Origin of the sequence: Paenibacillus sp. FJAT-26967, from assembly GCF_001541095.1 — a bacterium.
In the GTDB taxonomy this organism is placed as follows: domain Bacteria; phylum Bacillota; class Bacilli; order Paenibacillales; family NBRC-103111; genus Paenibacillus_F.
This window is the reverse complement of the sequence record NZ_LMXH01000001.1, coordinates 524,450-550,477: the sequence shown is the minus strand read 5'-3', so window position 1 is coordinate 550,477 and position 26,028 is coordinate 524,450. Positions and strand designations below refer to the sequence as shown.

The window sequence follows — 26,028 nt, the reverse complement described above, 5'->3', positions numbered from 1 at the left end:
GCAATGCAAAAACACCTCCAAAGTTGTCCTCCATATCTTACGACATGAAGCATTTTCTTGAAGGTGTTTTGTTTTGTCTCACATTACGGGGTCAGTCCCGCCTCTCAATCAGGTCTTTACTCATTATTTCATCCCACTAATGTTCAAATTTTTAATAACCCTATTATAGAAAGAGTCGAGCATAATCGATGTATGATCATCCGTATATTTCTCCCAGTATGGCTTTCTATACCTGTAATTCTCAATGAACTTTTGATGTAAATCCCGCTCTTTTATGATTATAATATCATCGACTTCATTGAATTGAGAGTGTGTGATATCTACAATCGTTCCGTCAAATTCAAGCCATGCATGGCTCATGATTTCTCCATTATCACCGTGGTATTCAGCGCCAACTAGCTTCAAAGTGATACAGCCATTTTCATATAAATATCTATGCAATATCAACAATGCATCTTGGCAGCATCCAAGTAGAAAATTATTGTATGGGGAAGGTAAGTCCTCAGTGTGCAAGATAGCTTTATAGAATTATCTTTTATCCCTCTTAAGTTCCTCCATTTATCCTCCCAAAAGCATTACTAAAATAAATTAGGGTATTCTTTCTTAAAATCAAAATCATCATCTAAATGTTTTTTCGCTTCCTCTAACAAACGATTATGTTGAGAACCAGCATACCTTCTTTGGTAACACTGCTCGTTATAATTTGCTTCACTTAGTAGATCCTTGAAGTGATCTCCAGTAAAGTTTTTGTAATAAGGTTCGATACAATTATCAAATGCGTGTTCAGCCGAACTATATTGACCACTGTGAACGTAGTAACTAATCATGGTATCGTAAAATTGTGTTACGCATTGATTTTTTTCAGACAATTGATATAGAAATCTAACCTCATTTGATTGTAGTTCGTAATTGTGAACGTAAGGTTGATTATGGTAATAATAACTTTGCTCCCATAATTTTTCTTCGAGCATATTGAGATGCTCTTCAAATGATCCTGATAGAAAATGAGCTTTAATGAGTAATTTGTAGTTATCCCGGATTCGGTTTCTTAATAGTTCCGCCGCGTGATCGCTTAATAAAGGGTATACATTCGGGTATAGAGTTAAGAAATCTACGAACTTATTAATTGTAAGGCTATTGTCCAAAAATTCGCTGAAATACGTACTCTCGTTCTTTATGTACGGAAATAAGATGCCCTCGTTGTTTTGATAAATGATTATGAGTACCTGGTAATTAATATCTCGATTTTTTCTTTCTTTATCGCCATTATTCCTAAATACAATTTTCCATAAATTCTTAAAGATATATTCGGTCAATTCCTTATTAAAATGCTGCAAGTATTTAGAGTGGATATAAGATTCAAGCCTTTCTGAATTTGCAAACTCATTTTTTATTCGTTCTATCTCTTCCATGAAAGGGCTAAATACATTTTTCGATAATATGGGACTCTTGGTCAGTAATCCCTCAAGCATATTAGTAGTGAGCGACACCGCTAGTTCAAGATTAGGTTCATATAGAATATCTATCGAACTCAAAACAGGGTGCGCCGATAAATTCCGATAACTCTTCAAGGTTACAATGTGAGTATAAACGTCATTCTCCAAAAGCTTAGCTTCCTTAAATGATTTTTCAATTAAATTACTTTCCCATGCCGGTGAAACTGGTGTATCTTCCTTCTCTGCATTTAGGTCTTCCAGTATTTTTCTAGCCTTGTCATCGTTATGGATATCCCTTAAATCCATTAGCTTAAATATTAAATCACAAATTACAACCGAATAGAGCATAACAACTGCTGATCTATAATTTCGATGTTCGATTGAACTAATGACTTCGTTAAAATACGACTTAGTTTTATGATGATATATTTTTTCTTTCAATATATTTATTGACTCTAACACAATAACATTCCTCTCATCATCAATTTGGGGGTGTAGTAATCCTTATTAAAACTCTTTAGAGTATAGTGGTCTGGTTCATTACATGCTCCGCAATTTATATGCCTTTCAAAACCAAAAAGAATTTTGGGCAATGCTTTGCCTAATGTTCCAGAGATACAACTCCTGTGTTGACCTTAACCTGTACCGTAATGCCCACATTTGTATTTGTAAAAGTATATTGGGAACATTCGCTCAGGTTGCTCCAACATTAACTGATTAATATAAGGGCAATGCCTCGGATTTGATTTACCTTCTTCTTTATGATCCCAAAGATCATTAAGACCTTGAAGAAACAATGAACATTGTCTTGAGGGATCTTTTATTGCATGACAATTTCCTGCAAGTAAATAGAAACTAACGCATTTACCGTGAAGATCAAAATCCTTCACAAGAATTTCATCTGTATTCAGCTTTAGAAAACTATTTACTCGATTCCTATTTATTAAGGTTTTTCTGATTAGCGATATACTTTGCACTCCTTGGATTGGATTCTAAAGTTCCAGATATTCAATTCAGCCAAGAAAATATGACAAGACCAACTTATACTCGACTCAATTCTACAGATAGATTTCGACGCATTATGCGAGATTTCCTTTGAGGCTTAAGGAAATCTGCTGGAACCTACTCTTCATAAAAATCGAATAGAACACCGAATAAAGCAAACCGGCAGATTCTACTGCCAGCTGGCTTTGAGGAGATTAAATGATTCCCTTAAGGGTTTTCCGCTTGTCCTGACCTTTTTTCGGATGCCAGTCACCTTCGGGAGTCTTGACACCGAGATGTTTGCCCCGGGTATCATAGACCTCTACCTCGCTATGCAAAGCGTCCTTATGGTAGTAGTAACCCTGAGCATCCCGGTAGATTCGCTGGTTTTTATTTCGCATGTTGGTGGGTCGAAGTGCCATAAGAAGAGGATACTTCGAACCCGGGATGCCTGTCCAGTCAGTGCTTGTCTTCATTTACATCGCTCCTTTGGAAGAAATAAAAAAAGCGCTGGAAGTCCAGCGCTCGACCGCAGATGTTGCGGAGAAAACAAAAAAAGGCCCAAGTGGGTTGCCTTTACCGGCAAGCCACTTGAGCCTTATCGTTTAAATGTATTGATATGAGTTTTTGGCTGATCTTTAATGAAAAATAGGAAAACAAGAAAGAGCGAGCTACTGTCTTCGTCAATCCTTCTGGGCCAAGTCCTTTAATATATTGTTATGAATTCTTGGCCGATTTTTAACGAAATTTGGGGGGAACAAAAAAAGGCCCCAATGCGGCAGCTAATAACAGCTGCGCACTGGGACCTGAAGTCACATAAGGAGATCTGAAAAGATAAAGCTACTTGCTGCTTGCACATAACACAGGACTGGCTACAAAAAACGTCCATATTAAAAAAATGAAAATTACATGTGGGGTATAAATAACAAATAGCGGTTAGATGGATTGAAAAATAGATGTCACTTTAAATTTATTAATATTATATAACTATCATACAATACAGATTAAAACCTGTACAGGGAATGGTTCCCGAGTTTAAGATCCAAATTACAGACGTTTTAATTATCTACAAAAAATTTTTTTATATATTTAAAGAGGCTGGCCTCACCACGGCATTTGTTCTTGTTTAACGTTTGCTGAGATACTCCCAATGTAATTGCAGCCTCGATTTCAGTCATTGAAGTTGTACCGTACACCAGGTCCAACGCCTCGACCTGCTTCTTGTATCTTATTAATTCCCGATGTAGGCCTGTGCGAACGACCCACTCAAACAATCCGCGACGATTGTTCATGGTCAACTCAGTACCTTCCTGAATAATTCGGATACAAGCGTTTATTAGCTTTTGTCGCTCTCCCTCATCGGTTAACGGTATATCACGCGCTTGAAGCTGGCGGTTATATTCCTCCAAGAGTTCATGTTTAGGCCGTGCTGTTGTTTTCCCGGCATTAATGTACTTTTCCTGGTTCCAATCACGAATCAATCTACGTTGAACGCAGAGCTTAATGTACCTCCTTAACCTTCCAAGCTCTGGAGAGAACGACGGCAAAAATTCTGCGATTATGGCTGAGTACATTTCCTGCTCTTTATCCTCATGAGTTGCAATGGAAGCATCCGTCCATAGCCAAGATACTGCTCTGCGTACCATTGGATGGAAATAACCTATAAAGCGCGATTTATCCTCTTCCGTCACGAAAAGGTTCGCTTTTAGCAGGGCACCAATCCTAATGACATTATCATCGGACAAGAGCGGATCAATCGGACGTAACGGCCTGCTATCGGGCAACTGTGAAATATCTTCAATTGTGCTTATGAGAAAAATAGTGTAGGGTTTCTTTAGTCTTTCGTTGTACTTGAGAAGGATTACGCGTAGCGCGGAAGGTAACGAGTATGCATTAACAGCTTCATCCACTTTAACACCCGAAAAGGTCACTCCACTTATTCGATATTCTCTCATTAAACCCACCTTTCTTCTGTATTGTATCAAATTTGAAGTTTGTCGTAAGTCTATGTCAAAGGACCACGTCAACCAGAAAGAAAGCCACTGAACCCGAGTATGATCTCATATCGGTTGTGCGCAAACATTTTTGAATTCTGTGTATAACTAAACGTTTGGAGACAATCGTAATGGTTTGTCTCCTCAAACAAGCGTACAGTATAGCGATGGAACAAGGTCCGGCTCCAGGTGTCCCCAAAGGAAGTATTGGCCGATTAAATCTACTAAAACCGGGAGGTCCGTGTGTACTTCAGGAAGTGAGGCGTTCGGCTCTGTGCACCGACTCGGCCGACCTGCGAAGCAGGCAGACACAGCGAAGAAAACATCACACCAACTTGGAACGCCTCATGCTACCTCTTTTTGTCTTCATTTTCAAAATTACTGCTTAAACGAAACGCTCTAGGCCAGTTAGCCTTGTTATATTCCATCTAGAAAACCCAGATTTAGCCGTTACTTTAGCTCTACACGCTATTTTTATTCAGAAATATTAACACATATATGATATAATCCAGTTATCACGCCATTCCTGTTATGCTTAGTTAATACAATTTTAATCCCCGAATAATAAAATTCGTTGTCTATACTAAAATCAATAGTTTCTAATTCAGCTGGATATTTATGTTCAGTGATATGCTTTTTATATTTTTCCCAAAATACACCAAAATCTTTTATCTTCACATAACTAACAATAAAATTAAATGGAAGTCCTGTGGTGTCATATTTAAAAATCTTATTAATGTGGAGATTTAAATAATTTTCATTTAAAGATGATAAATTCAGTGCTTCAATAATTGAGTATGGAGAATTTTTTTCTTCAATAAGGAGATCAACTTCACCTGCAGATTTACCAGTATTTGAAATCCCCCACCTTGTTTGATCCTTTACATAAAATCCTGCTGTTTCCAAGATGTTCTTTATAAATCCATTCCTATCATCTTCAGAGGCATTTCGATATATATGATTTCCTTGTAATTTTACACATGCATTAACAATTGAATTTAATAACACATCATATGAATAACGTTTTGTACTTTCAAGAAGCTTCCACACTGCAACAGTTTTATTGGATTCATGCAAACCTTTTATAAATTCTTCTATATCAGTATCATTAACCATTGGATAAATCTCTTTAATATAACTAAGACTTGTATCTTGTCCAGAAATAGTATCACTGATGACAATATTTTTTAAGTAATTTAAAAACCCTTTCTCGACGTCAACTATACTATCTTGATTTAGTAAAACATCTATTTTTGAAAGAGCAGCTTTATAATTAAACTTAAATATTGGTTCAATAAAATGCTCAATGATTTTTTCGCTTGTATCCTTTACTACTTTTTCAAAGAAGGAATTTTCTTTATACTCAACATTTTTCAATTCATAAAATTGAACACATAAATAATTAAATTCTTTTCTGTAATCTATCCAATAATCAGGATTCTCGCACTTAATTTTTTGTAACTTTGAAATACATCTACTAATTCCAATAAATACTGCATTAGAACATTCATCTAACGAAAGTAATCTTGTTTCCCAAATTAAAGCCATAATACGTAAGTATAACTCATCTGCGGACTTTGACTTGAAGGATAAACTATCTATTAAATATTGACAGATAAGTTTGAGTATCCTGGCATCTATTCTGTTATCATCATTTTTTTCTGCTGATTCAAAAAAACTTTCTGCCGCTGCTATTTTAATCTGGTAATCTTTTTTCGATAATGTATCGTTTGCATCGAAAATTTGGATTAATCCCATTTGATAACTTGCTTCTGACACTATTTCACAATTCTTATCATTAGATTTTTCTTTTAGAATTTCTTTTATATCATCCGATTCATTCTGATAAAATAAAGATAAGTACTTAAGGCGTAAACATTCCAAACTGGTCTCTTGTTCCCCTTCCCACTCATCAAGCAATAACCCAATAATTCGTCGTGGCTTCACTTTCCCCCTGTAGACCAAGGTTAGTAGATCCTGTAAGGCTCTTCGCTTACAATATAGTTTTTCACTAGATTCTTTCAAAACATTTTTAGCAAAAAGATAAATTTCTTTTTCATTTAATGTTTCTGCTTCAGAGAGAAAATTCTCTTCATCCCAATATCGTATTCTTTCCTTCAGCTCCCAATTAAAATATTCTTCACCTAGTTTCATTAGAACACATAATCTCCTTTAGGGTAGACCGTTTGATTCTTTAAAACGTTCTCTAATTCACGAGTTGCAGTACCAATAATTATTTGCAAATTTTCACCGTATCTATCGTTTATATTTATTAGTACATCCTTTAACCCTTCCAAATATTTAGAATCCCCTTCTTCTTTATTAGGACTGTCAATAATAAGAAATCGTGTATGGCGACCAAAATTTTTCTCTATGTCTAACTGCATTAGTCCTAAGTAAAAAGCAAGCTTTACTCTTAACTGTTCACCTTCTGCAATGTCATCAAATTTCATACTAACATCATTTTGTATATAAGTTACATTAAATTTATTATCGATCTCAATATCTGTTATCGATTCAAGTCCAAATTCATGGATCTCTGCCAACATCATACTTGCCAATGTGTCTAAAATATTTTTGCTCTTTTCATACCTTTTTTGATCCAGGAAATCAATCGCTGAATTTAGTATCTTTAGTTCCTCTTCCATTTTTTCTACGATTATCTGTTCGTTACTATTATCACTAGCACTATCCCTCTTGTATAGCAACACAGCACGTTCAGCTATTAATTTTTTCTCTTCTTCCGATATATCACTACTATTTTGTCTAACCAAATTAATATTACCGATAATATTAGAGAGCTCAGATTCCATTTCTTCTTCATATTTTCCCTGTAGTTTCAGCTGATTTCTTATTACCTCAACTTCGCGATTCGCTTGTTCCAAATTATCTTTAATTTCCTGTATCTTCACTTTAATTAAACTTATCTCATTTTCTAATTTCTTTAGTAGTGTTTTTGTTTCTTCAATCTTATGGAGATAAACTTGCCTATTCTCATCATCGATTTTTACATGCTCGTGGCATAAAGGGCATATTTCATCAATTTGAGAGTGATGATTATTTACCTCTTGATTACAACTTGGACAACACTTAATGTCTAGATTAGAAAAAAATTGCCCAATCTCTATATATTCTAATAAATCGTTAAGGAGTCGATTATATCTTATCATTTCCTTACGAATTCTTCTTTCTTCGTATTCGTACTCCTCAAGTTTTCTTAATAGTTCCGCCTGCTTTTTAATTGCTCTTTGAGATTCTTGACTCGTCTTCAACGTTTCTGTATTAGTATGGTTCAATTTTCTTATCATTCGATTATATTCATTTTGAAGTCGAGAAAGTTCTTGCATTAGTGAATTATTGTTAATTTGCTCTAGTTTTCCTTGAATTTGCTCCAATTTATGTTCAATTTCACCATTTTCGTTTTTTGCCGCATTGTCCTTCCGGTTCTCAAATTCCTTATGCTTGCTCAACTCAAACAGCAACATATCCCTCTTGACGCTGAGATGGTTTATCAAATTAGTATATTCAAAACCTAACAACATTTGAAAAACCTTCTGATCCTGTCCCCCATAGAAAGACACACTATCTTTTGATTCTAAATAAATAGACTTATAGTATGTTTTCCAACTTGCACTTGCTTCCACAAGGTCATTGCTGTCTTTTGCTGAAGACTTTTGAGTCCATTTTAAAGAATAGTAGGAAAATTGATTGAAGAAAAACTTCTGAATTTCATCGTAGTATTTTGTGTTATTATTCGCCTGGAAAATGATCTTGTCATCAATAGAATTAACATCAGCAAGCTCTTTCCATGGAATACTATATAGAATTCCTTTGAATCTTTTTTCCAAAGATATCATTACCGTGTAGTCTTTATTACTAATCTTAAAACCTAAAGTAACGTTTTTTATCCACTGTCTAACATCAGCTTTAATACTGTTTACATCTCCAGTTAAAGCAGCCTTTAGAACTTTAAAGACTGTAGACTTACCTCTCAAGTTGTCTGCAATAATTATATTTACACCTTGTTCAAACTCCTTTATGAAATTTATACTTTCACCGTTTTTCTTTTGACCATTAAATTCCAGATAATTTATAACCAATCTCTTTCCTGTTGAAATGGGCATATCTTCGATTGCAGAATCGAAATTAATAAGAGCCTTTGCTTGATTAATATTTACATGCTTGAATTCTTCCACTAGTTTATTAATGATACTTTCTAAATCATTATTCATAGACTCTCACCAAACTCCTTAAAAAACTGTTTTTTTACGAGTTCTTGAATATCGGTAATATACTCTTTATAAGAAGTATTTCTATATTCCTCAATCTGATATTGGAGGGCTTTTAAATTTGAACCAGAATAATCACCGAAATACTTTTTGATTAACCCACACCTATTAACATACCAATTTGACAATCCAAGACTTTTGAGATTCTCAGCCATTTTCTCATCGGCTTCATCTGTAACATAATAACTCTTTTTAATCACTCTTAAGCTTGTATCGCGTTCACTTGAATATTCAATAAACCCACACGAAATCAAAAATGCAATAACATGATCTATGTCTTCATAGGCACCAAAAAAGAACTTTTCCATTTCTAATCTGCGTACTTCCGGTTCGTTATCGACGAATATTTTTTTTATAACATCTCTAATTTCTGTCTTACTCACTGTTCCAGTCTTTATTAGTTCCAGCAATTCATATGCGAGGTAATCCGGGTTTCTTAATAAAAAATCTATTTTTTGAATTTTCACTTCAGATTGCAGAACTTTACAACAATTCGGCCGACTTGAATCTTGGCATTCTTCGCCAAAGAAATAGATTATAAAAAATATTCTGATACGATCCTTGTATAACCTGATTTTTCCATAGTCTATATCCATACAAATCTAAATCTCCTATAGTTCTTTTTTTCACCGCGATCAATACTCAACCACTTAAAATATGACTATTGACTTATAGAAAAATAGTAATATTCTTGATATATTTCGACCTTTTCCTTCTTTTTCCTCTTTCTACAAACGATCTATTTGATATACATAAAGCGGTATATAATGGAGTTCCCTCCAACTCTAGGATTCACGGATAAGTCGTACCACTCGTCAATGTCGCTTGTATGGTGCACAAATTTCTAATGACCATGTAGCTTGTTTAAAGCACCTCGACCCAGTTGCATTGCGCAAACGTTCAGGTTCGCCAGTTGGCTGGATTCTCCCTTGCAGACGCTAGAAGGGAGGCCATCTCAGGCTTGCTACCTTCTGTCTTCGCTTAAGTCTGAAATTACTTTCAGCCGTCCACGACTCGCTATTGGTAGCTTGGCTTTAGCCTTCCCAAGCAGGATTTCCACCTGCTAAACTTCACACCCTAGGCTTGGTCGCACCGAGAGTTGAGATATTAAGATTAACAAAAAAACCAGAACGATCATGTCAAATAATCTCTCAAATATTCTAAGATAAATGCTTATTATATTAATATTACGAAAATCCCGGATTACGCACCAAGTTGACTGAGGTGCTATCCGGGATTTTCGTAATATTGTCAAGACTAGTTTTATGATTCACCCCAACGTTCCTTATACACATTTTCGGCTTCTTCTGAGGGCATCTGCTTAAGAAACTGCTCAAACTCAATAATAATGGCCGCTGCATCCATTGAGTCTGAGTATCCGACTTTATCAAACGCAGCTATTAAAGAACCAATAACATGTTTATAAGTAAGTTGTTTTCTTAAAACATGAGATATAGTGTCGATAAATAATTCACTATTATAGATGGCTTCCTTTCGGAGAATTGCGTCTTTCGTTTTCAGAAAAATGCATAGTGATTCCAGATAATATGCAAAGGTGCCTTCAGTCGGAATTTTTTTAATATGACGATCTAAAATATGAATCAAAGAGTTCACTTTCTCAGCATCATTTAACAACGTCACGTACGTTCAACTCCAATCTATTTAATTTGTAAACTCAATAATTCTTGAAGAAGCACCTAATGAAGTCAGGCCGCAGGTGATGCAATATGACAAAGAACTATTTTCCGTATTTCTGCTCTACTTTGCCAATACTTTTTCCCGATCCCCCTCATTGCATCTTGTAGATTGCCTTCCTTTATCCTTCGGCGTATGGTCACTTCTGATACCTGAAATTCTTTTGACGCCTGATCAATCGTGACGTGTTCACTTAGGAATCTGTCTATATACGACATGTTAAATAGGTACTGTTTTCTGCCATCCCTTAACAATAAAATTCGTTCTGGCACAAATATTCCCTCGACCATCAGGCGGTTCATGGTGCTTTCACCAACATGCAGTAAAAGCATAACATCTTTCATGTAATATCCATCCGAATGCTGCTTTTCCCTCCTCAGATCAGAAACACATTCCCACAACTGCTGCTCGTTAAAAAACAAATCGGAGAGTTTTTCTTCTGGAGAGGATGTGCGTGGGGAAAGTCTACCTTCCATTATGAACATAATGAGTTTTACAATAGTCAGCCCATTCACAGAAAACTTTATTAATGCTTGATGGAATGACAAATCATCATCTGTCTTCTCTCCTTTTCGGCCGCGGCAACGTTTCATTAACTCCGCGACTTCATTTTTCACTAAAAGCGTGTCTTCGGAGAATGGTGTTTTGTGTTCATGCAATAAGCCGGCTTGCAGGATTGACGGTACCGCATCTCGACCAATCCCCAGTAAACTCGCTGCTTGTTTTCGGGTAATGAATTGTCCCCTTCTTTGAACGGCCTTTTCCAACGAGTTTTTTTCTACAAAATATCGTTTCCTGCTTCCTTGTTTTAAGATTTTCGTTTGAATCATATTACTATCCGCCAGCTTTTCTACCTTCCCAAAGCCAAACTTATCCTTGATCTCCTCGCGTGATAAAAACACACGTTTTGTAAGTAAAGCTTGATTAGACTTGAATACTGAGAAATCCGATCGTATCTTGCCTTCGTGCCATTGCTCCAACCAATAATCATCATATGCCTTTTGAATAGGAAGAAACGCCCTGTCTGAGAATACATTCTCATAGAATGCCTTCTTCTCGTATTTGGTACGATATTTTTGTCGGAAGAAGGCCTGCAGCACCTGATAATAATGGGTCGGAAAATTACTATACATCCAGTGCACATTAGCAAATGCAGTTGTCGCATTCTCAACACTCTGTTGGCCATTCTTATTACGAAGAAAGCCGCGGATGGGAATTAGTTCATTATGAGTAAAACTGGTCATACCATCTAACAGATAGAAACTGTGATAGGCAAGTGACAAATATTGCTGCAATGATAATTCAGGAAAAATTAGTGACTCTCTTCTTCCAGAGATTCGGTCAGTTAAGTCCTTTTGTGATAAGTACACTATACTTTCTGGCTCTATCCGCTTGTAGGGAGATGCAAGATAGGAATGGCCACAACGGGAACATTTCCCTCTCATATAATTGTCCATACTAATGTAAGCTCCGCACGCATCGCATTTGTCTATAAGCAATACCATGTGTTCAGTGCAAACGGTTAAAGGATACAACAGCCAGATCCGGCAGTGTCGATGCACTCCCTCCGTGATACATGCCGGACAGTATTTTACCCGACGACGCTGGATCATTTGTTGATAGAACGTCTCTCCCAGAACGGATTGAAACACCTCAGCTGACATGGCTTTTAATTTCTCAGCAGCGCATCCGGAGATTTGACTCAGTTTTTCTACCATCTTGTCATCGAAATCATTTTTGCTAATTCGTGGCGCATCACACCTCAGTATCTTAGCCAAATTTGAGCCGGAAGGATACACATTCGCTTTGGCTAGCCGATGTGTGAAGCTCGCCAGACTCTCTCCTTCAATTACCTCCGGCCTTATCAGTAACATCTTCGGTACCCTCCAGTTTATCATTCCGTTTCACGTCGTCCGGGACTTTCCAAATCCCATGAAGTTCTTCTATTCTCCACTCCAATGTTTTCATATAGTCCAACATGCGAGCTATTGTGAGCTTCGTTACAAAACCAGGAACACCGCTTGTTTGAACCTTAATCATTTTGTCAAACAAGTCGCTTTGTTTCTCAACGGTCTCCACTCGATTGTTTTTAAACCGAAAAAGAAGCCTAAGAATACTCTCCCAGCATTCCAAACGATCATGAAGAAGTATTAATTTGTAATAATGATCACTATTGTTTGTAAAAGGGTAATCAAAATATTTTTTATTTCTCTCAATCGATGCTTGGTATGATTTGATATTTTGCTCCACGAGCGTTATTAGTTCGTTCATCGCTTCATTCTCCGCTTTCTTGGATAACGTTGTTTAAGCCGCTGTAACTGCTTGTATTACTTTTGCCTATTTTTAAGAGGAGTGACAGTATCACTTAGCACATAACAAGTGATGATAGTCTTTCGATTGTTGAGCTCGATCTGAATGATATCTGGGTAACAAGGAAAAAATAAACCTTCACTTTGCTTAAAATCATCCTGCTTGCACTTGAAAACCACTGCTCCTGAATAGCTCGGCTGCAAGAGTAAAAATGACCATCGAATAAAATGCCCCATGGCAAGATCACCCCTTGCCCAGATGAGGTGTTCATAATCATCATGAAAATTCACCCTTTCTATTAGATATAATTCTATTATTTCCAATTTTGATAGATTTATAACCTGTTAGATTATAAAAACAAAAAAGAAGAGCACCTGCATCATCGCAAGTGCTCTCCTGTTGAACTCTTCATTTCTTTTTGCGCCCCTGCTTTCTTGCCTCCTGGGACTTCTTAAGGAAAGCCTCCTCCATCTTTTGCTCCACTTCCATTACCTCTCTCAAATCGAAATTAGATTGTTCAAACGGGTTTATGGCAAAAGGGCGGACAGAACGAGTAATTCGGTGATAAGCATCCCGCAACGCTCTCTCTGTCAAGCAATCCTCCCCCTTTCGGAGAGCGATTTTCGTTGCTTCTCGTAACATATCCTTGATATAACGGGGGACACCATGTGAAAAATAGTAGATTTTCGCCGCTGTCTGTGGATCACCCAAATTCGAACTTTCACAAAAAGGCAGCTGGTCATCCATATATTTTAGAAATTTTCGGAACTCCAACTGTTCCTCGCGGCTCCCGAAGTGAAACGGCTCAAATAAAATACGATTCGCATACCGTCCATCGAGTTGCTCATTGTGCTCAAAGATCCGCTGGGATTCCGGTAGTCCACAAAGAACGACCGGTATTCGAATCTCCTCGGCAAGTGTCTTCAACCAATCAGATGCCAACGCAAGGACATGTTGCGTATCCCGATCAATTAAGTGTTGGAACTCATCCAATATGATCATTTCAATATGACATTTTTGCACGAAAGTCTGAATTCGTTCGGTCATGTTTTCTTCGGATCCGCTATCAAAAAGCAAATCACCGAGTTGCCTTAAGATTTTGGAAGCAAGCGCTTTGGGCGACTTTGCTCTGGGAGGTACTTTCACATACAAGATAGGTACATGCGTGTAAGTCTTCATCATTTTGCGGGGATATCGTTCCAAGTATTGTTCCAAAAGTGTGGTTTTTCCAACACCTGTTCGTCCCCCAATGTATAAACTTTCGGCCAAGACGGACTCCTTAGATAATTCGTGTACTTCTTCGAGCTGCCTCATGGCTTCGTTGAACTTAGGATGTTTCACTATGATTTTTTTGACATGTTCTATCCGTCTGGCATACTCTTGAAATGTTGCCGGGTTACCGTGTAATGATGGAAATTGCTCCATTCGCTCTATCATCGTTTATCCCCTTGCTTGTTTTAATGAAGTGCCCTCGTCTTCGTCGTCATTCAGATCGTCAATGTATACCTCAGTTGCACCTACCCTACTGTCTTGTTGTTCTCCTGTTGATGGAACAGATTGTTGAGATCCTCCGGCTTTCTTGCCTTTGTTGTTCCATTTGTTATGACTAGGTTTTACTTCACTGTTGTCCATAAGCTGAAGCGTCTCTAGCCCACCTGGTGTTAACTGCGCTTCGTATACGAGCTGGATTGACGAAATGTCGGCATAATACCTTGCAGCCCGTTCATCTTGTGTCAGCTTTTCAAGTTTTGCCACTTCAAGTTTGCTCAAGCTCACAATATTTTCTATTTCACGGTATCCCACGGCAACCTGATCTGTATCAAATTCCCGATATGCTTTATTATTGTTATAGCAATAGTTATGAAGCTGCGCATAATGAACAGGGTATTGCGGGTCGATCTTTTTGCGGCGCAAACTGTTTCGGGTCGGGTATGCCTCCAGATACTGTCGATTCTCGTCATCCCAGACGTAGATGACTCTCACATCAGCTTTATCGAACCGTACTCTCACCTTAGCATCGTCATTGGTTCGTTCCTTGCGGTCCCGCAGTTTCATTAGTTCGGGACTTTGATAAAATTGAGCCTGAATCTCGATTCCTTTGTTGGTGATGGTCCGATATTCAATCCCTGTCCCGAGTAGCACCTTTAGATCTTCCTTCTTAAACGGCAGTTTCCTCTGCACTCGCGTGTCTTTCAATGCCTCGGTCCAAAGGAACTGAGGCGTACCGCCTCGTGAGGTATCATAATCATTCGCTATGAGTTCGATCAAAGTAATATGGATGATTTCATATAAAGCTCGAAGCGTTACGCATGCCTTGCCTTCTGAATCATACTGGGATCTTTGCTGAGTATTGGAGAATGTGGTTCCCGGAATGCCATGGAACACCTTTTCATTTAGACTTTCAAATGCCCTTTCAATGGAGCCTTTCAGATGCCCTGATGCCGCAGGCGGATATTGCAGTTCAATGCCTAGCAGGGTACATAGTTCTTCCAGGTCTTCCGAATCATTAACTTTCGCGTTATCGACGACAATCGTTTCCGGGACACCGTAGGCAAGCCAGTCGTGCTTTAGCCTTGGATACAAGCTGCGAATATGAACCTTAGGTAGCATCATATGTAATAAACATTGCTTTATGGAGAACGTATCCGGCTCCTTTTCAGAAATATAAAATCCAAGTGGATATCCTGTTAACTTATCAATGGCATAAATGAGATAATACCGTTCTGTATCTAGTGTCATCGTATCGACAATCATGAGGTCTATCGGCGTCCAGTCAAGTTCTACCCTCTCTAAAGGCCGTTCTACATGCACTTCACCGGTCGCGCCATTTTTGTTTAAATTGGCTTGCACGGTTCCGTGTCTCGATTTATCTTTTTGGTACGTATCCGAAAGTTCCTGAACAATCCGATATACCGTCGTATCACTGCAAGCCTTAACCATTCGTATTTCGTCTCGAGTTAAATTCATATCTTTCACTCGTTTCTTTAACTCGATGTGTATTTTTCTGTTGGAGATGTTCAATCCTTCCTTTTCAAATTGACGAAGAATGCCTCTAATGATCTCGATCACTTCTGTCGGCGTTTTTCGTTTCCTAGGACCTTTTAAATCATTACGTTTTATAAGGCTTCTCTTATCCTGTGAAGCGTCCCAACGTTTTTTCCATCGATAGATTGAAGCAACCGATGTCATTTTACGCAATTGTTCGGGTAATCCATCAATGTAGGCTTGATATCCCGAAGGTTTTATTTGTCCGAGAATAATCGGCTCTAAAATTTTGTACCGTGTTTCCATTACTTCCTTTTCTTGATCCGAATACATCTCCAAATCATACCTTGCTACTTGTGCTTTCTCGGGAACATCATCCTGTTTGACCACCAGCGTCCCATTGAACCACGCTTCTACCAATTCATCCAAACGAAACATTTCTACGGTGTCGTACGAGTAGTTCGTGACTTCGATATCATTACCTTTCTCTTTGCGAACAATATATTCCAGATCCTTCATACGGAACCGGATTCCCGGCGTAAAGGAAAAGCCTTGCATTTATTTACCACCGTCCTTCGGCTTCTCTGCGCTGGGAAGACGGTAAAGTAAATTCATGTTCATTTGCATAAATAATTTCTCTATAATAGCTTTGTGATTATTAGATCGCATATGCTTCTCCTCCAGTCTCATGGTTAGAATTGATTGATACTATCGTCTCGTCGGATATTTCCGTGGTAATCAAATCAGCGAACACTTTCTGATAATAGATAAGCTTATAAATGGCAGCATAGAAAAACTCATCTTCAATACCGGGGCAATTTTCGCGGAGCATATCAATGGTGCAGGCCCCCGAATAAATTAATGTGTCATATACGAGTTGCAATGTATCGGTAGGCACATTCGGTTGATGACCAAGCGCTCTCAGGTAGCCCAAATTAAATTGCAAACAACTGTCCTCATACAGTTGCGCTTCAGTTATGAGCATGTACTGCCAACCTCTTTGCTTGCAATATAATTGGCCAACGATAGCTTTCAATTTAACTTCAGGCTTGTATACTTTAGAGTGTGCTTTCACTTCAATCAGTCGTACCTCACCATCTCTTGTCGTAACTTTAAAATCGGGATAATAAAAACGTTGCCTGCCCTTTAAAAGAAAAGGTATACATAGCGGTTGATAGTCTAGATCAACGACATGTTGATCAAAATCAGATAACCTCACATAATCACGCTCCAATCGACTTTCACAATGAATCATCTTTCCGTTTTTGAGAAACGGTATTTTCCAACGGTAATGCTTCCCTCGACTTACCGGAATTTTTCTGGCAACCTTTTCCACTCTTCTGACACCAACTTTTCTAGAATCTACTAATTATCTTTTCCAATCTATGAATCTATTAAACCTAACAGCTTATTCAATTTAGGATTTTTCCTGTAAAGATATCCGCGGCCATCGTCAATTTTAGGCCCTGTTACGGGATGTATCCCCTCACTATCCAGCCAGCGGATGAGTTTCTCAGAGGAGCGAATGTGCGGATGCCGTTTGACTAAATCTATCGCTGATACGTATAATCTCATAAATTTGTGGAAATCCTTTGGGTGAATCGCATAAATTTGATTGCGAATACGTTCACGAACTTGCAGAAAACCTTTTTGAATCCAGGAAATGATAACCTCTCTTTTCGTTGAAAGCTCACGTGCAGCATCATCTACGGATATCCATGTTCCCTTGGCAGCACGTTCAATGTCGCTACTAATGAATAGAAATCCATTCAACCCGACTTCTTGGGTCCGTCCACATGCTCTGATTGATTTCGATACGATCTTCTGCACAAAATCAGGTAAAGTATGGCCCCATTTAACAAATATATGAAGTGCTTTCTGAAAAGTAATCATGGAAGAATTTTCAGACGGTGGATCCTGCATATGGTTTTGAATTTGACTCAAGATCTTCTCTACACTTTCCAAATCAAACAACCATTCTTGCTTGCCGTCTACGGTCGGGCCGCTTATGCATTTAATAATAGATTTTTGTTCCAAAGGAGCGATTTGATCTTGACCTATAGCGAGTAGCCTCATAACGTCTTTGGAAGTGCAAAGCTGATCATCCTTTAACACTGGGTGTTCACTTGAATTGCTGTCTTTTGGTTTAATCTCTTCCTCAGTCGTTCGATTGCTTTGGGGTTTACTAAAACGTGTTGATCTAGGTACTCGTTAAGCCGCTGAATTACAAACATAAAGGTCGGATCATATAAACGTTCTTGCAACTTTTGATGAAAATATCCAAATTCCTTTCCCATTGGTCCTCCCTCTCTCATACCTTTGGGAAGTTCTCTCAATTCGTCTACAAAACTATCAAAAGAGTCAGGCCAATGTTCAAAGATACGAACCGAATGTTGAACAAGATGATGCAACCCGGTTTGCTTGAATAATTGTGCGAATTGAAGTCGTTTATTGCCACGAAAGTATAATGAGATAACATCGCAAAAAACCATAATGACATAAACAATGTGTCGAAACTCCATATGTTCCAAAGGTCCGTTTTGTATGGGAATATCTGAGGTTGTACAGTCAAACACTTTGCGATTAAGCAGTTGTGTTACATACGTTTGTTCCTTCGATACGTTTTCTACCTGTGCTTCTCTAAAATCGTAACTACAATTACAGTACAAAAGATGCGAACGATGCGGAGATATTTTCTTCTGGCATTGCGGACATTGATCGATCAGAAAACACAAATGAACTGGGCATGTCGTTACGATATTCAGATCCCACAATTTCCGGTGATATGCAGTTTCGATCAGACAAAGAGGACATAATTGCTGTTTATATACACAGGTGCCAAAACGCCATAATTTGTGAACGAGTCTGCTGTTTTTGTCTTGTTCCAACTTCGCGATCTCGTTGTAGAAGCTAAGTGAAAGCAGTTGTTCCTCGCTCCAGGTCGTTAATTGACTTAAACGTGAAACATCAACCTTTTCATCGACCATACATACATTCATACCTTTGTTATACTTATAGAGTCCCGCCATTTTGTAAATTCGATTGGGGAAAGGATAGCCGTTTGCTTCGGACAGGCGAATAATGTAGCCTTTAAAGCTCTCATCAGGGAACGGTTCAGGACGTACTAGTAGGCACAGTTTCATACGGATGTTGGCACCTCCATATTATATCAGTCACGCAAGTGACTTTTTTAGTCACGCATGTGACTACGAATATCCTAACTCCATTTCTTATATTTGTCAAATTTATGGAATCGCGTATAATGATATGCATCAGTATGATAGGAGTGATTGATATGGGCTATGCCCAACTTCTTGAACAGTACATTCAAAAGAGCGGCCTAAACCTGACAGAGATCACAGAACAACTCAAAGAAAAGGGCATTACCATTGATCGATCCTATATAAGTAAGCTAAAATCAGGCGCCAAGCCACCGGCATCCGAGGAGGTAACTAAGGCTCTTGCAGAAATAACAGGCGGAGATCCCGAAATGTTAGTAAATGTAGGAGTCATAGAAAAGACACCTGAGGAGATTAAAGCTTTTATATCAGAGATTGAGGATATACTGTGGGATACTGTCGATTACATTTTAGTTAACGGAGACGTTAGTCAATTACGCGAGCTTATCACTCACATTCAACAGGCAAATCTTCAGTCACCCCACCTCGCCCTTCTTAATTTGAGAGACGATGAGAAATTTAAATCAGGAGCTATTGCGGAGCGGCTTTCTATCCTTCAAATTTACAGTAAAGAGACGTTTAGTCTTTCTGATAAATTGAAGCTTTTCCTTGTCGTTATCCAATTTTTCAAAAAATTCAATGAACTACCTCTTGAGAAGGTTCTCTCTGCAGAAGACCTTCAAGCGAATACCATTTTGGGCCCAATGGAAGTACCCAAATCGAGAATTCATATGATCATTACAAGCGGAAACAAGGAATCATTAACCGAGGATGAAGGAGAATTTTTGACACGTTGCTTGGAGACTTACAGGATACAAAAGGAGAAGTGGACATAGTAAGTGTACAGACCGGGGATTAAAACCTATAGTTTCTTTTTTTCTTTTTAAAGAATAATCTTTTGTAAATAAACTTCCCCGCAGCAAGCTGCGGGGTATTCTCTTAACTTCGAGTTAGTTCTTCGCAGCAAGCTGTGGGGAAGTAGACCCCTAGAGATTAAATTAACAGCGAACCAAAGGAGAATTGAATGATACGATTTTTAGATTTGGAAGATGAACATACAATCTATTCAGCTTCTGGACAAATTGAGTTTTTAATTTTTTATGATCGTATAAAGCATTTAGTTGATTTCTATAATTACTCAATGAAGTGCTATCAAGATCTTCTTGCTCAAAAAAATCAAGAAAGAACGGACATCGAAAATAATATAGAAGAAATTTTAAAATCTGCTGAAAGTCATGAGATTTATTTAACGAGAGATGAAGTATACATCCCAATTGAAGAGGAGATTTTGGGAATTGAGATGAATTTTTTAGAATATCAGAAAATGACATTCATCATTATTTTGTTTTCAGAAATTGAAAAGCTTATTGATAACCTATATGAATTAAATCAACAACCTGGGAATGTAAAGAATATCAATATAAAATTACAGAAGCTGTACTTAAATAAAAGGATAAATGAAAAAGATACCAATCGAATTCTTGATATTTTTAATAATCTAAGATTGATAAGAAATAAGTTAGTCCATAGATATGACCATTGGGATGATGAAATAACCTTTGGTGGATCTATTTACAAAGGAATCCAACAATTGAGTGATGAATTATTAGAGTATTTAGTAAATAGCATTACTGGTTTAATTAAGAAGCTAGATGAAGGTTATAAATAATGGGACTTTATATGTAAGCTTCGTAAACTGCGATTCATATTACACGTTTCGGGCCTTTCGATCCTCATTAAGGAAAGAAAAAAAGACTGCTAGATCTTGAATTTAGAGAATTTCAAATGAAATTGCTATTTTAATTCAAAAAACGAGTATGGAGGCATTATGGAAGAAAGGTTAACTGAAATATTTGAAAAAGCAAATCAAAAATTTATTAAAGATGATCTTGAACTATTGCTTTCAAACGTCTCTGAAAGGACTCTGTGTGGAGCACTAATGTTACACCTTAATACTTTGGTGCAGAATTCTGAGTTTGCTGGTTATAAAGTTGATGTGGAATACAATCGAAATAAAAATGGTAAAGTTAAAACACATTTAAAAACAATTCGTGGGCATAAGGACATTGTTGTAAAGATAAATTGTGATATTATTGTCCACAGCAGAGGTAATAATATCCATCAGGATAATCTAGTTGCGATAGAAATGAAAAAATCCAATAGGAAGCAAGAGGAGAAAGAAAGTGACAGATATAGATTAATCGCACTAACGAAGGATAGCTACGACGATATTTGGTCGTTTGATGGTAAAACTTTTCCAGAACATGTTTGTAGATATGCATTAGGAATTTACTATGAGGTCAACCATAAAGCTCAATTCATTATTATAGAATACTATAGTAAGGGCAATATATTTTCCAAGAAAGAAATCAGTTTTAAAACGGGAGGACACACCCGTACCAATTTTCAGCAAGATCAACTGTTGGCGCAGCCTTAAGCTCTCGTGCGACATTTCTGATAAATATATACAATCCAAATTGTGTTCCCTATCACCAAGGAGGATCACTATCCAAAACAGTGCCCAACAAGGGAACGGAAATAGCAAAGTAAATCACGGACCATTAAATGTCTTATTAAATACAATCGCCATCATAGCAGTAATGCGACGCTTCAAGTTTTTTGTCTCAACACTCTAAAACAATAGTCTCAAAGTCTACATTAAGCATCTTAAGCACTTTGAAAATTAAAATCTAGCCTCCATTATTTCTAAATATGAAATAAGCCTGTAGCTATGTAATTTACTGCTACAGGCTTATTTTATGAGTTGAATGTCTTTATAGCATATACATAAATGAATAAAAATACGGTTTTTTGCATAAAGTCATTTTTCTCAATATATATGACGAATATTTCTCACCTAGTGAGCAAAAATTCTCACCTTTTATGCAAAATCACATATATAAAAGAGAGTACGAACATCCCTCTCTTACGAGCAGCGGCTGTACCCGCAGTTCGTGCAGTTCTTGCAGCCTTCGCTGTTCACCAGCGAAGCGGAGCCACAGGACGGGCACAGGTCCAGCGAAGTGAGCTCAACCGGCATGGCCGCAGGAGCTGGAGCAGCACTGTAGCTGACTGGCGCCTCGACGACTTCCCTCGTCGCCGTCACGTAAGCTTCTGCACCGGTCTCGCCCGCCATTGCCTCTTCATGCATCTCAAGCGCCTTCGCCACTGCGTCGGCGATGGATTCGACGCGGTTAGCGCCGAATCCGATCGCGCCGGAGCCGCCGATTCCTTTGAGATGCTTGATGAGCAGATTCACTTTGTTCCCGTGATCGCCATAGCGCAGGAACAAGGAGCACACGCGGCCGAGTGCTTCCGCCATCGCGAAGACGTCGGAGCCGGCTTTGCCCACGTTCAGGAAGATCTCGCTCGGCGAGCCGTTCATGTCATTGATCGTGATGTACGCCATGCCAAAAGGTGTATTGATTTTATAAGTCGCACCACGCAGAATCTGCGGACGGCGCTTGTATTCTTTATCGAAGACCTGCTCCGTCACAGATCCGCTGTTATCCTGCACAGTCAGAGCTTGCGAATCTACAGACGGGGTCTTGGCTTCCGCCGATACCGCCGCATTCTCCTGCTTAGCCGGAGCCGCCGCCGCTGCTTTCTCTTCTTTCTTCTCAGCGCCTGTACTTAGAACCTGCACATCGCGGCTGCCGTCACGGTAAATCGTGACGCCTTTGCAGCCCAGATCGAACGCCAGCTCGTACAGTCTTTCCGTCTCTTCGACGGTGAAGTCTGCCGGGCAGTTCGCCGTTTTGGAGATGGAGCTGTCTACCCAGCGCTGAATCGCCGCCTGTACGCGGATGTGATCTTCCGCGGACAAACTCATCGAAGTCACGAAGTAATCCGGCAGATCCTGCCCCGGATTCGCATCTTTCCATTCCTGCGCAATCGGAACATACTGCTTGTCATAGCCAAGACGACTTTGGCGGAAATATTCAAATGCGAAATAAGGCTCAATCCCAGTTGACGTTCCGACCATAGTTCCCGTGCTGCCCGTAGGCGCCTGAGTAATGACGGTAACGTTGCGCATGCCATTTTTACGGATCGAATCATTGACTTCCGGGTAAACTTCTTCCATGTTTTTCATAAAACCGCTCTGGAGGAATTTCTCCGTATCGAAGTGCTTGAAGGAACCCTTCTCGGCGGCAATGTCAGCAGAAGCCAAATAAGCCTCACGTGCCATAAAACCGTAAATCTTGTCCAGGAACACAAGAGATTCCGGACTTCCGTAGCGGATACGCAGTTTGATCATCAGTTCAGCAAGGCCCATCGTACCCAAACCTACGCGGCGTTCACCCTGCTGATTCTCACGGTTTTCCTCGAAGTGATAAGGTGTCTTATCGATGACGTTGTCCAGAAAACGGGTAGAGTAACGGACGGTTTTGCTAAGCTCGTCCCAAGCCACGTCATCGTTCTCTTCGTCATAAAACTTAGACAGATTCACTGCGGACAGGTTGCATACGCCCCAAGCCGGCAGACCCTGTTCTCCGCACGGATTCGTGCAAATGATCGGGTTGAAATACCAGCTGTTGGACATCTGATTGTAATATTCCATGAATACAACGCCCGGCTCAGCGGAACGCCATGCCGATTCAATGATGGTATGCCAGATCTCACGCGCTTTTACGGTGCGGTATACTTTAACCTCTTTGCCGAGTTTCTTCCACTCGCCGAGGTCACCGTTCCAGAGCTCGTCATACTCAGGATCCTTCGTATCCGGGAATACAAGATTCCAATCCAGATCTTCTTTTACGGCTTTCATAAAATCGTTGCTTACGCAAACGGACAGATTCGCATTCGTAATTTGACCCATCGTCGATTTGACCGTGATGAAATCCATCACATCCGGATGCCAGTCATTCATCATAAGCATGAGCGCGCCCCTGCGGCTTCCGCCTTGCTCAATCAACCCTGTCGTGTAGCTGAACAATCCGCCCCAGGATACAGAGCCGCTCGAAGAACCGTTTACGCCTTTGACGATGGCACGGCGCGGACGAAGCGAAGACAGATTGATTCCGACGCCGCCGCCGCGGGACATAATTTCGGTCATCTCCGACAAGGTCTCCATGATTCCGCCGCGGCTGTCGTGCGGGGATGGAATGACGTAGCAGTTGAACAAAGTCAGTTCATCGCTTGCATCCGCCCCGGCTGCGATCCGGCCGCCAGGTACGAGCTTCCAGTCTTCCAGTACATAACGGAATTTCTCGGTCCATTCCTGCTGTTTCTCCGGCGTCGCTTCTACCGAAGCCATTGCTTTGGCAAGACGCTCCCACAGCTCATCCGGTGTCTTCTCTATATTAAGGGTCAGTCTGTCGATGTTGGACTCGATGGTTTCACCACTGCGCAGCTTCACGGTCACATTACGTCCGTCGCGCGCAATAATTTCCCCCACTTCTTTGGCAGGGAATTTCGGGTCATCCTTCGTCAGTACAAGCGCTACGTCACCCACTTTGGTGTTATTCGTATCCGCATCTTTCAGAGCATAACGGTCCAAAAAGATTTTCTCGCTTAAACCTTCCAAACTTTTCCGCTGCATCGTTTTCAAAACTGCAACACCCTCCCAATCATTGATCCTTCACCCGTGAACCCGCACCACTGCGCCATTCTCGGTATGTAAATAAGCACAACATCTAGTATTCAAAATTCATTATACAGCACTACATCTAGTGTTACGAATAAACCGCCTATGAATTCAGCTCCCTAACAAAATACTAGGAGCGGTTTTCTCACTTTTTCTTCGCCTTACTCGTTATTTCATTCGGGTTTCTTTAATGATATTCGACAATTTACGACAAATTCTATCAGCCTCTGGAAAAGGCCAGACTTTCATTATAACGCTCCCGCCCCAAAAGAAAAGGGCCTAAATCTGGGAAGCTGAAACGATTTATTGAACAAATTCCTGCCGCACATTCTGCCATTTGTGTAAGCTCAATATCATCTATATAATAGAATCAGCTTTGTTCAAAAAAGAAACGGATGTTCGCCGTTTTGAATTTAGATGCTTAAAGGAGCAATAGGCCATGATGCTATCCGGCAATCGTATTATTCCCGATGAAGAAGTACATATTTCACCTTTGGACCGCGGTTACTATTTTGGCGACGGCATCTACGAGGTTTTCTGTATTTATGACGGCGCTCTATTTGAGAAAGAGGCCCATTTCCGGCGTCTCCTGCGAAGTGCTTCAGAAGTGAGAATAACCCTTCCATACCCGGCCCAACGCCTGGAGGAGCTGCTTGGGGAGCTCATAGCAGCGAATCGGATGGAGTCCGGACTCGTCTATGTCCAGATCACCCGCTGCGCCGCTCCACGTTCTCATCCGTTCCCGCTTAACGCCGAAGCAATCGTCACCGGCTGGTGCACGGAGTACAAGCGTCCGCTGGCACAGCTTGAGAACGGCATCGCAGCCGTTCTGCTGGAAGATATCCGCTGGCACCGCTGCGATATCAAGACATTGAACCTGCTGCCTAACGTTCTGCTCAAGCAGGAGGCAATCGACCGCGGAGCAGATGATGCAATCTTTCATCGCGGAGACACCGTGACGGAGTCGTCTTCTTCCAATGTCATGATGGTCAAGGACGGTGTCCTGTGGACACATCCCGCGGACAATCATATCCTGCACGGCATTACACGGGCCGTGACGCTTGAGCTCGCCGCCCGGCTCCAGATCCCGGTGAAGGAGCAGTTCTATACCGTCGATGATCTTCGGGCTGCCGATGAGATTTTCCTTACAAGCACCGGCGCAGAGATTACGCCAGTCGTGAAGCTGGACGGCCGGCCTGTCGGAGCCGGTGTTCCCGGCCCAATCATCCGCAGGCTGCAGCAAGCCTATGAAGCAAGGCTCCCGGGCGGCTCTTCTCTTTAAATTATCTGATTGAATATCTGTCTGCCATATATACATTCGTTATATCAAGACGCATTCCATGCAACCACTTTATCTGTTCACTAGAATAACCGTATTGCCGTTATTACCGTTCGCGCCAATGCGGGTGCTCCAATCTGCCGTTTGCCCGGCACGCCAGAACAGATCAAACCAAAACCAGCCCCTGCTTTGGGACTGACCCCTGTTTGTGAGACAGGGATCAAAACACCTTTCAAGTTATGCAGCCAGTCGTCGGAATTCAAGCGGCGACTGGTTATTTAGTTTCGTTT

The 26,028-nt window shown here is 39.9% G+C and carries 19 protein-coding genes; 4 read left to right on the top strand and 15 right to left on the bottom strand.

The window, feature by feature from the left end; all coding sequences use genetic code 11:
• Window positions 1–578: 578 nt before the first annotated feature.
• From AR333_RS02580 to AR333_RS02505, 14 genes are all read right to left on the bottom strand, one after another.
• Window positions 579–1,898 (bottom strand): hypothetical protein, encoded by a 1,320-nt coding sequence (locus AR333_RS02580; protein ID WP_084783471.1) that lies wholly within the window; start codon window positions 1,896–1,898, stop codon window positions 579–581.
• A 737-nt stretch (window positions 1,899–2,635) separates the two neighbouring features.
• Window positions 2,636–2,896 carry a colicin E3/pyocin S6 family cytotoxin gene (locus tag AR333_RS02575; protein ID WP_068773779.1) on the bottom strand — a complete coding sequence of 87 codons (261 nt, stop codon included), beginning with the start codon at window positions 2,894–2,896 and terminating at the stop codon, window positions 2,636–2,638.
• 582 nt (window positions 2,897–3,478) lie between these two features.
• The gene (locus AR333_RS02570) at window positions 3,479–4,375 is read right to left on the bottom strand and encodes a hypothetical protein (RefSeq protein ID WP_068773778.1); all 897 of its coding nucleotides are present in this window, start codon (window positions 4,373–4,375) and stop codon (window positions 3,479–3,481) included.
• A 513-nt stretch (window positions 4,376–4,888) separates the two neighbouring features.
• Complete coding sequence (locus AR333_RS02560) at window positions 4,889–6,568, bottom strand: hypothetical protein (RefSeq protein ID WP_068773776.1); 1,680 nt, start codon at window positions 6,566–6,568, stop codon at window positions 4,889–4,891.
• On the bottom strand, window positions 6,568–8,646 hold the full coding sequence (locus tag AR333_RS02555) for a hypothetical protein (protein ID WP_068773775.1): 2,079 nt from the start codon (window positions 8,644–8,646) through the stop codon (window positions 6,568–6,570). The genes AR333_RS02560 and AR333_RS02555 overlap by 1 nt, the downstream gene beginning before the upstream one ends.
• The gene (locus tag AR333_RS02550; protein WP_068773774.1) at window positions 8,643–9,299 is read right to left on the bottom strand and encodes a hypothetical protein; all 657 of its coding nucleotides are present in this window, start codon (window positions 9,297–9,299) and stop codon (window positions 8,643–8,645) included. Before AR333_RS02550 ends, AR333_RS02555 begins: the two co-directional genes overlap by 4 nt.
• 667 nt (window positions 9,300–9,966) lie before the next feature.
• On the bottom strand, window positions 9,967–10,344 hold the full coding sequence (locus AR333_RS02545; RefSeq protein ID WP_068773773.1) for a hypothetical protein: 378 nt from the start codon (window positions 10,342–10,344) through the stop codon (window positions 9,967–9,969).
• 65 nt (window positions 10,345–10,409) lie between these two features.
• Window positions 10,410–12,272, bottom strand: a complete 1,863-nt coding sequence (locus tag AR333_RS02540; RefSeq protein WP_068773772.1) for a TniQ family protein — start codon at window positions 12,270–12,272, stop codon at window positions 10,410–10,412.
• Window positions 12,244–12,669, bottom strand: a complete 426-nt coding sequence (locus AR333_RS02535) for a hypothetical protein (protein ID WP_068773771.1) — start codon at window positions 12,667–12,669, stop codon at window positions 12,244–12,246. Before AR333_RS02535 ends, AR333_RS02540 begins: the two co-directional genes overlap by 29 nt.
• 447 nt (window positions 12,670–13,116) lie before the next feature.
• Window positions 13,117–14,145, bottom strand: coding sequence for a TniB family NTP-binding protein (locus AR333_RS02525; protein ID WP_068773769.1), 1,029 nt, complete (start codon window positions 14,143–14,145; stop codon window positions 13,117–13,119).
• 3 nt (window positions 14,146–14,148) lie between these two features.
• Window positions 14,149–16,212, bottom strand: coding sequence for a Mu transposase C-terminal domain-containing protein (locus tag AR333_RS02520; RefSeq protein ID WP_172798788.1), 2,064 nt, complete (start codon window positions 16,210–16,212; stop codon window positions 14,149–14,151).
• A 139-nt stretch (window positions 16,213–16,351) separates the two neighbouring features.
• Window positions 16,352–17,029 (bottom strand): TnsA endonuclease N-terminal domain-containing protein, encoded by a 678-nt coding sequence (locus tag AR333_RS02515; protein ID WP_068773767.1) that lies wholly within the window; start codon window positions 17,027–17,029, stop codon window positions 16,352–16,354.
• A gap of 47 nt (window positions 17,030–17,076) precedes the next feature.
• Complete coding sequence (locus tag AR333_RS02510; protein WP_068773766.1) at window positions 17,077–17,808, bottom strand: hypothetical protein; 732 nt, start codon at window positions 17,806–17,808, stop codon at window positions 17,077–17,079.
• Window positions 17,802–18,836 (bottom strand): TniQ family protein, encoded by a 1,035-nt coding sequence (locus tag AR333_RS02505; RefSeq protein ID WP_068773765.1) that lies wholly within the window; start codon window positions 18,834–18,836, stop codon window positions 17,802–17,804. Before AR333_RS02505 ends, AR333_RS02510 begins: the two co-directional genes overlap by 7 nt.
• 152 nt (window positions 18,837–18,988) lie before the next feature.
• On the opposite strand from AR333_RS02505, the gene AR333_RS02500 reads away from it, so the two are divergent.
• From AR333_RS02500 to AR333_RS02490, 3 genes are all read left to right on the top strand, one after another.
• On the top strand, window positions 18,989–19,708 hold the full coding sequence (locus tag AR333_RS02500; protein WP_068773764.1) for a helix-turn-helix domain-containing protein: 720 nt from the start codon (window positions 18,989–18,991) through the stop codon (window positions 19,706–19,708).
• Between the two features lie 188 nt (window positions 19,709–19,896).
• Complete coding sequence (locus tag AR333_RS02495; RefSeq protein ID WP_068773763.1) at window positions 19,897–20,541, top strand: hypothetical protein; 645 nt, start codon at window positions 19,897–19,899, stop codon at window positions 20,539–20,541.
• 159 nt (window positions 20,542–20,700) lie between these two features.
• On the top strand, window positions 20,701–21,309 hold the full coding sequence (locus AR333_RS02490) for a hypothetical protein (RefSeq protein WP_084783467.1): 609 nt from the start codon (window positions 20,701–20,703) through the stop codon (window positions 21,307–21,309).
• Between the two features lie 489 nt (window positions 21,310–21,798).
• Here the strand turns inward: AR333_RS02490 and AR333_RS02485 are convergent, their stop codons facing one another.
• The gene (locus AR333_RS02485) at window positions 21,799–24,423 is read right to left on the bottom strand and encodes an adenosylcobalamin-dependent ribonucleoside-diphosphate reductase (RefSeq protein WP_068773762.1); all 2,625 of its coding nucleotides are present in this window, start codon (window positions 24,421–24,423) and stop codon (window positions 21,799–21,801) included.
• A gap of 475 nt (window positions 24,424–24,898) precedes the next feature.
• On the opposite strand from AR333_RS02485, the gene dat reads away from it, so the two are divergent.
• The gene (gene dat, locus AR333_RS02480) at window positions 24,899–25,741 is read left to right on the top strand and encodes a D-amino-acid transaminase (RefSeq protein WP_068773761.1); all 843 of its coding nucleotides are present in this window, start codon (window positions 24,899–24,901) and stop codon (window positions 25,739–25,741) included.
• The last annotated feature ends 287 nt before the right edge of the window (window positions 25,742–26,028 follow it).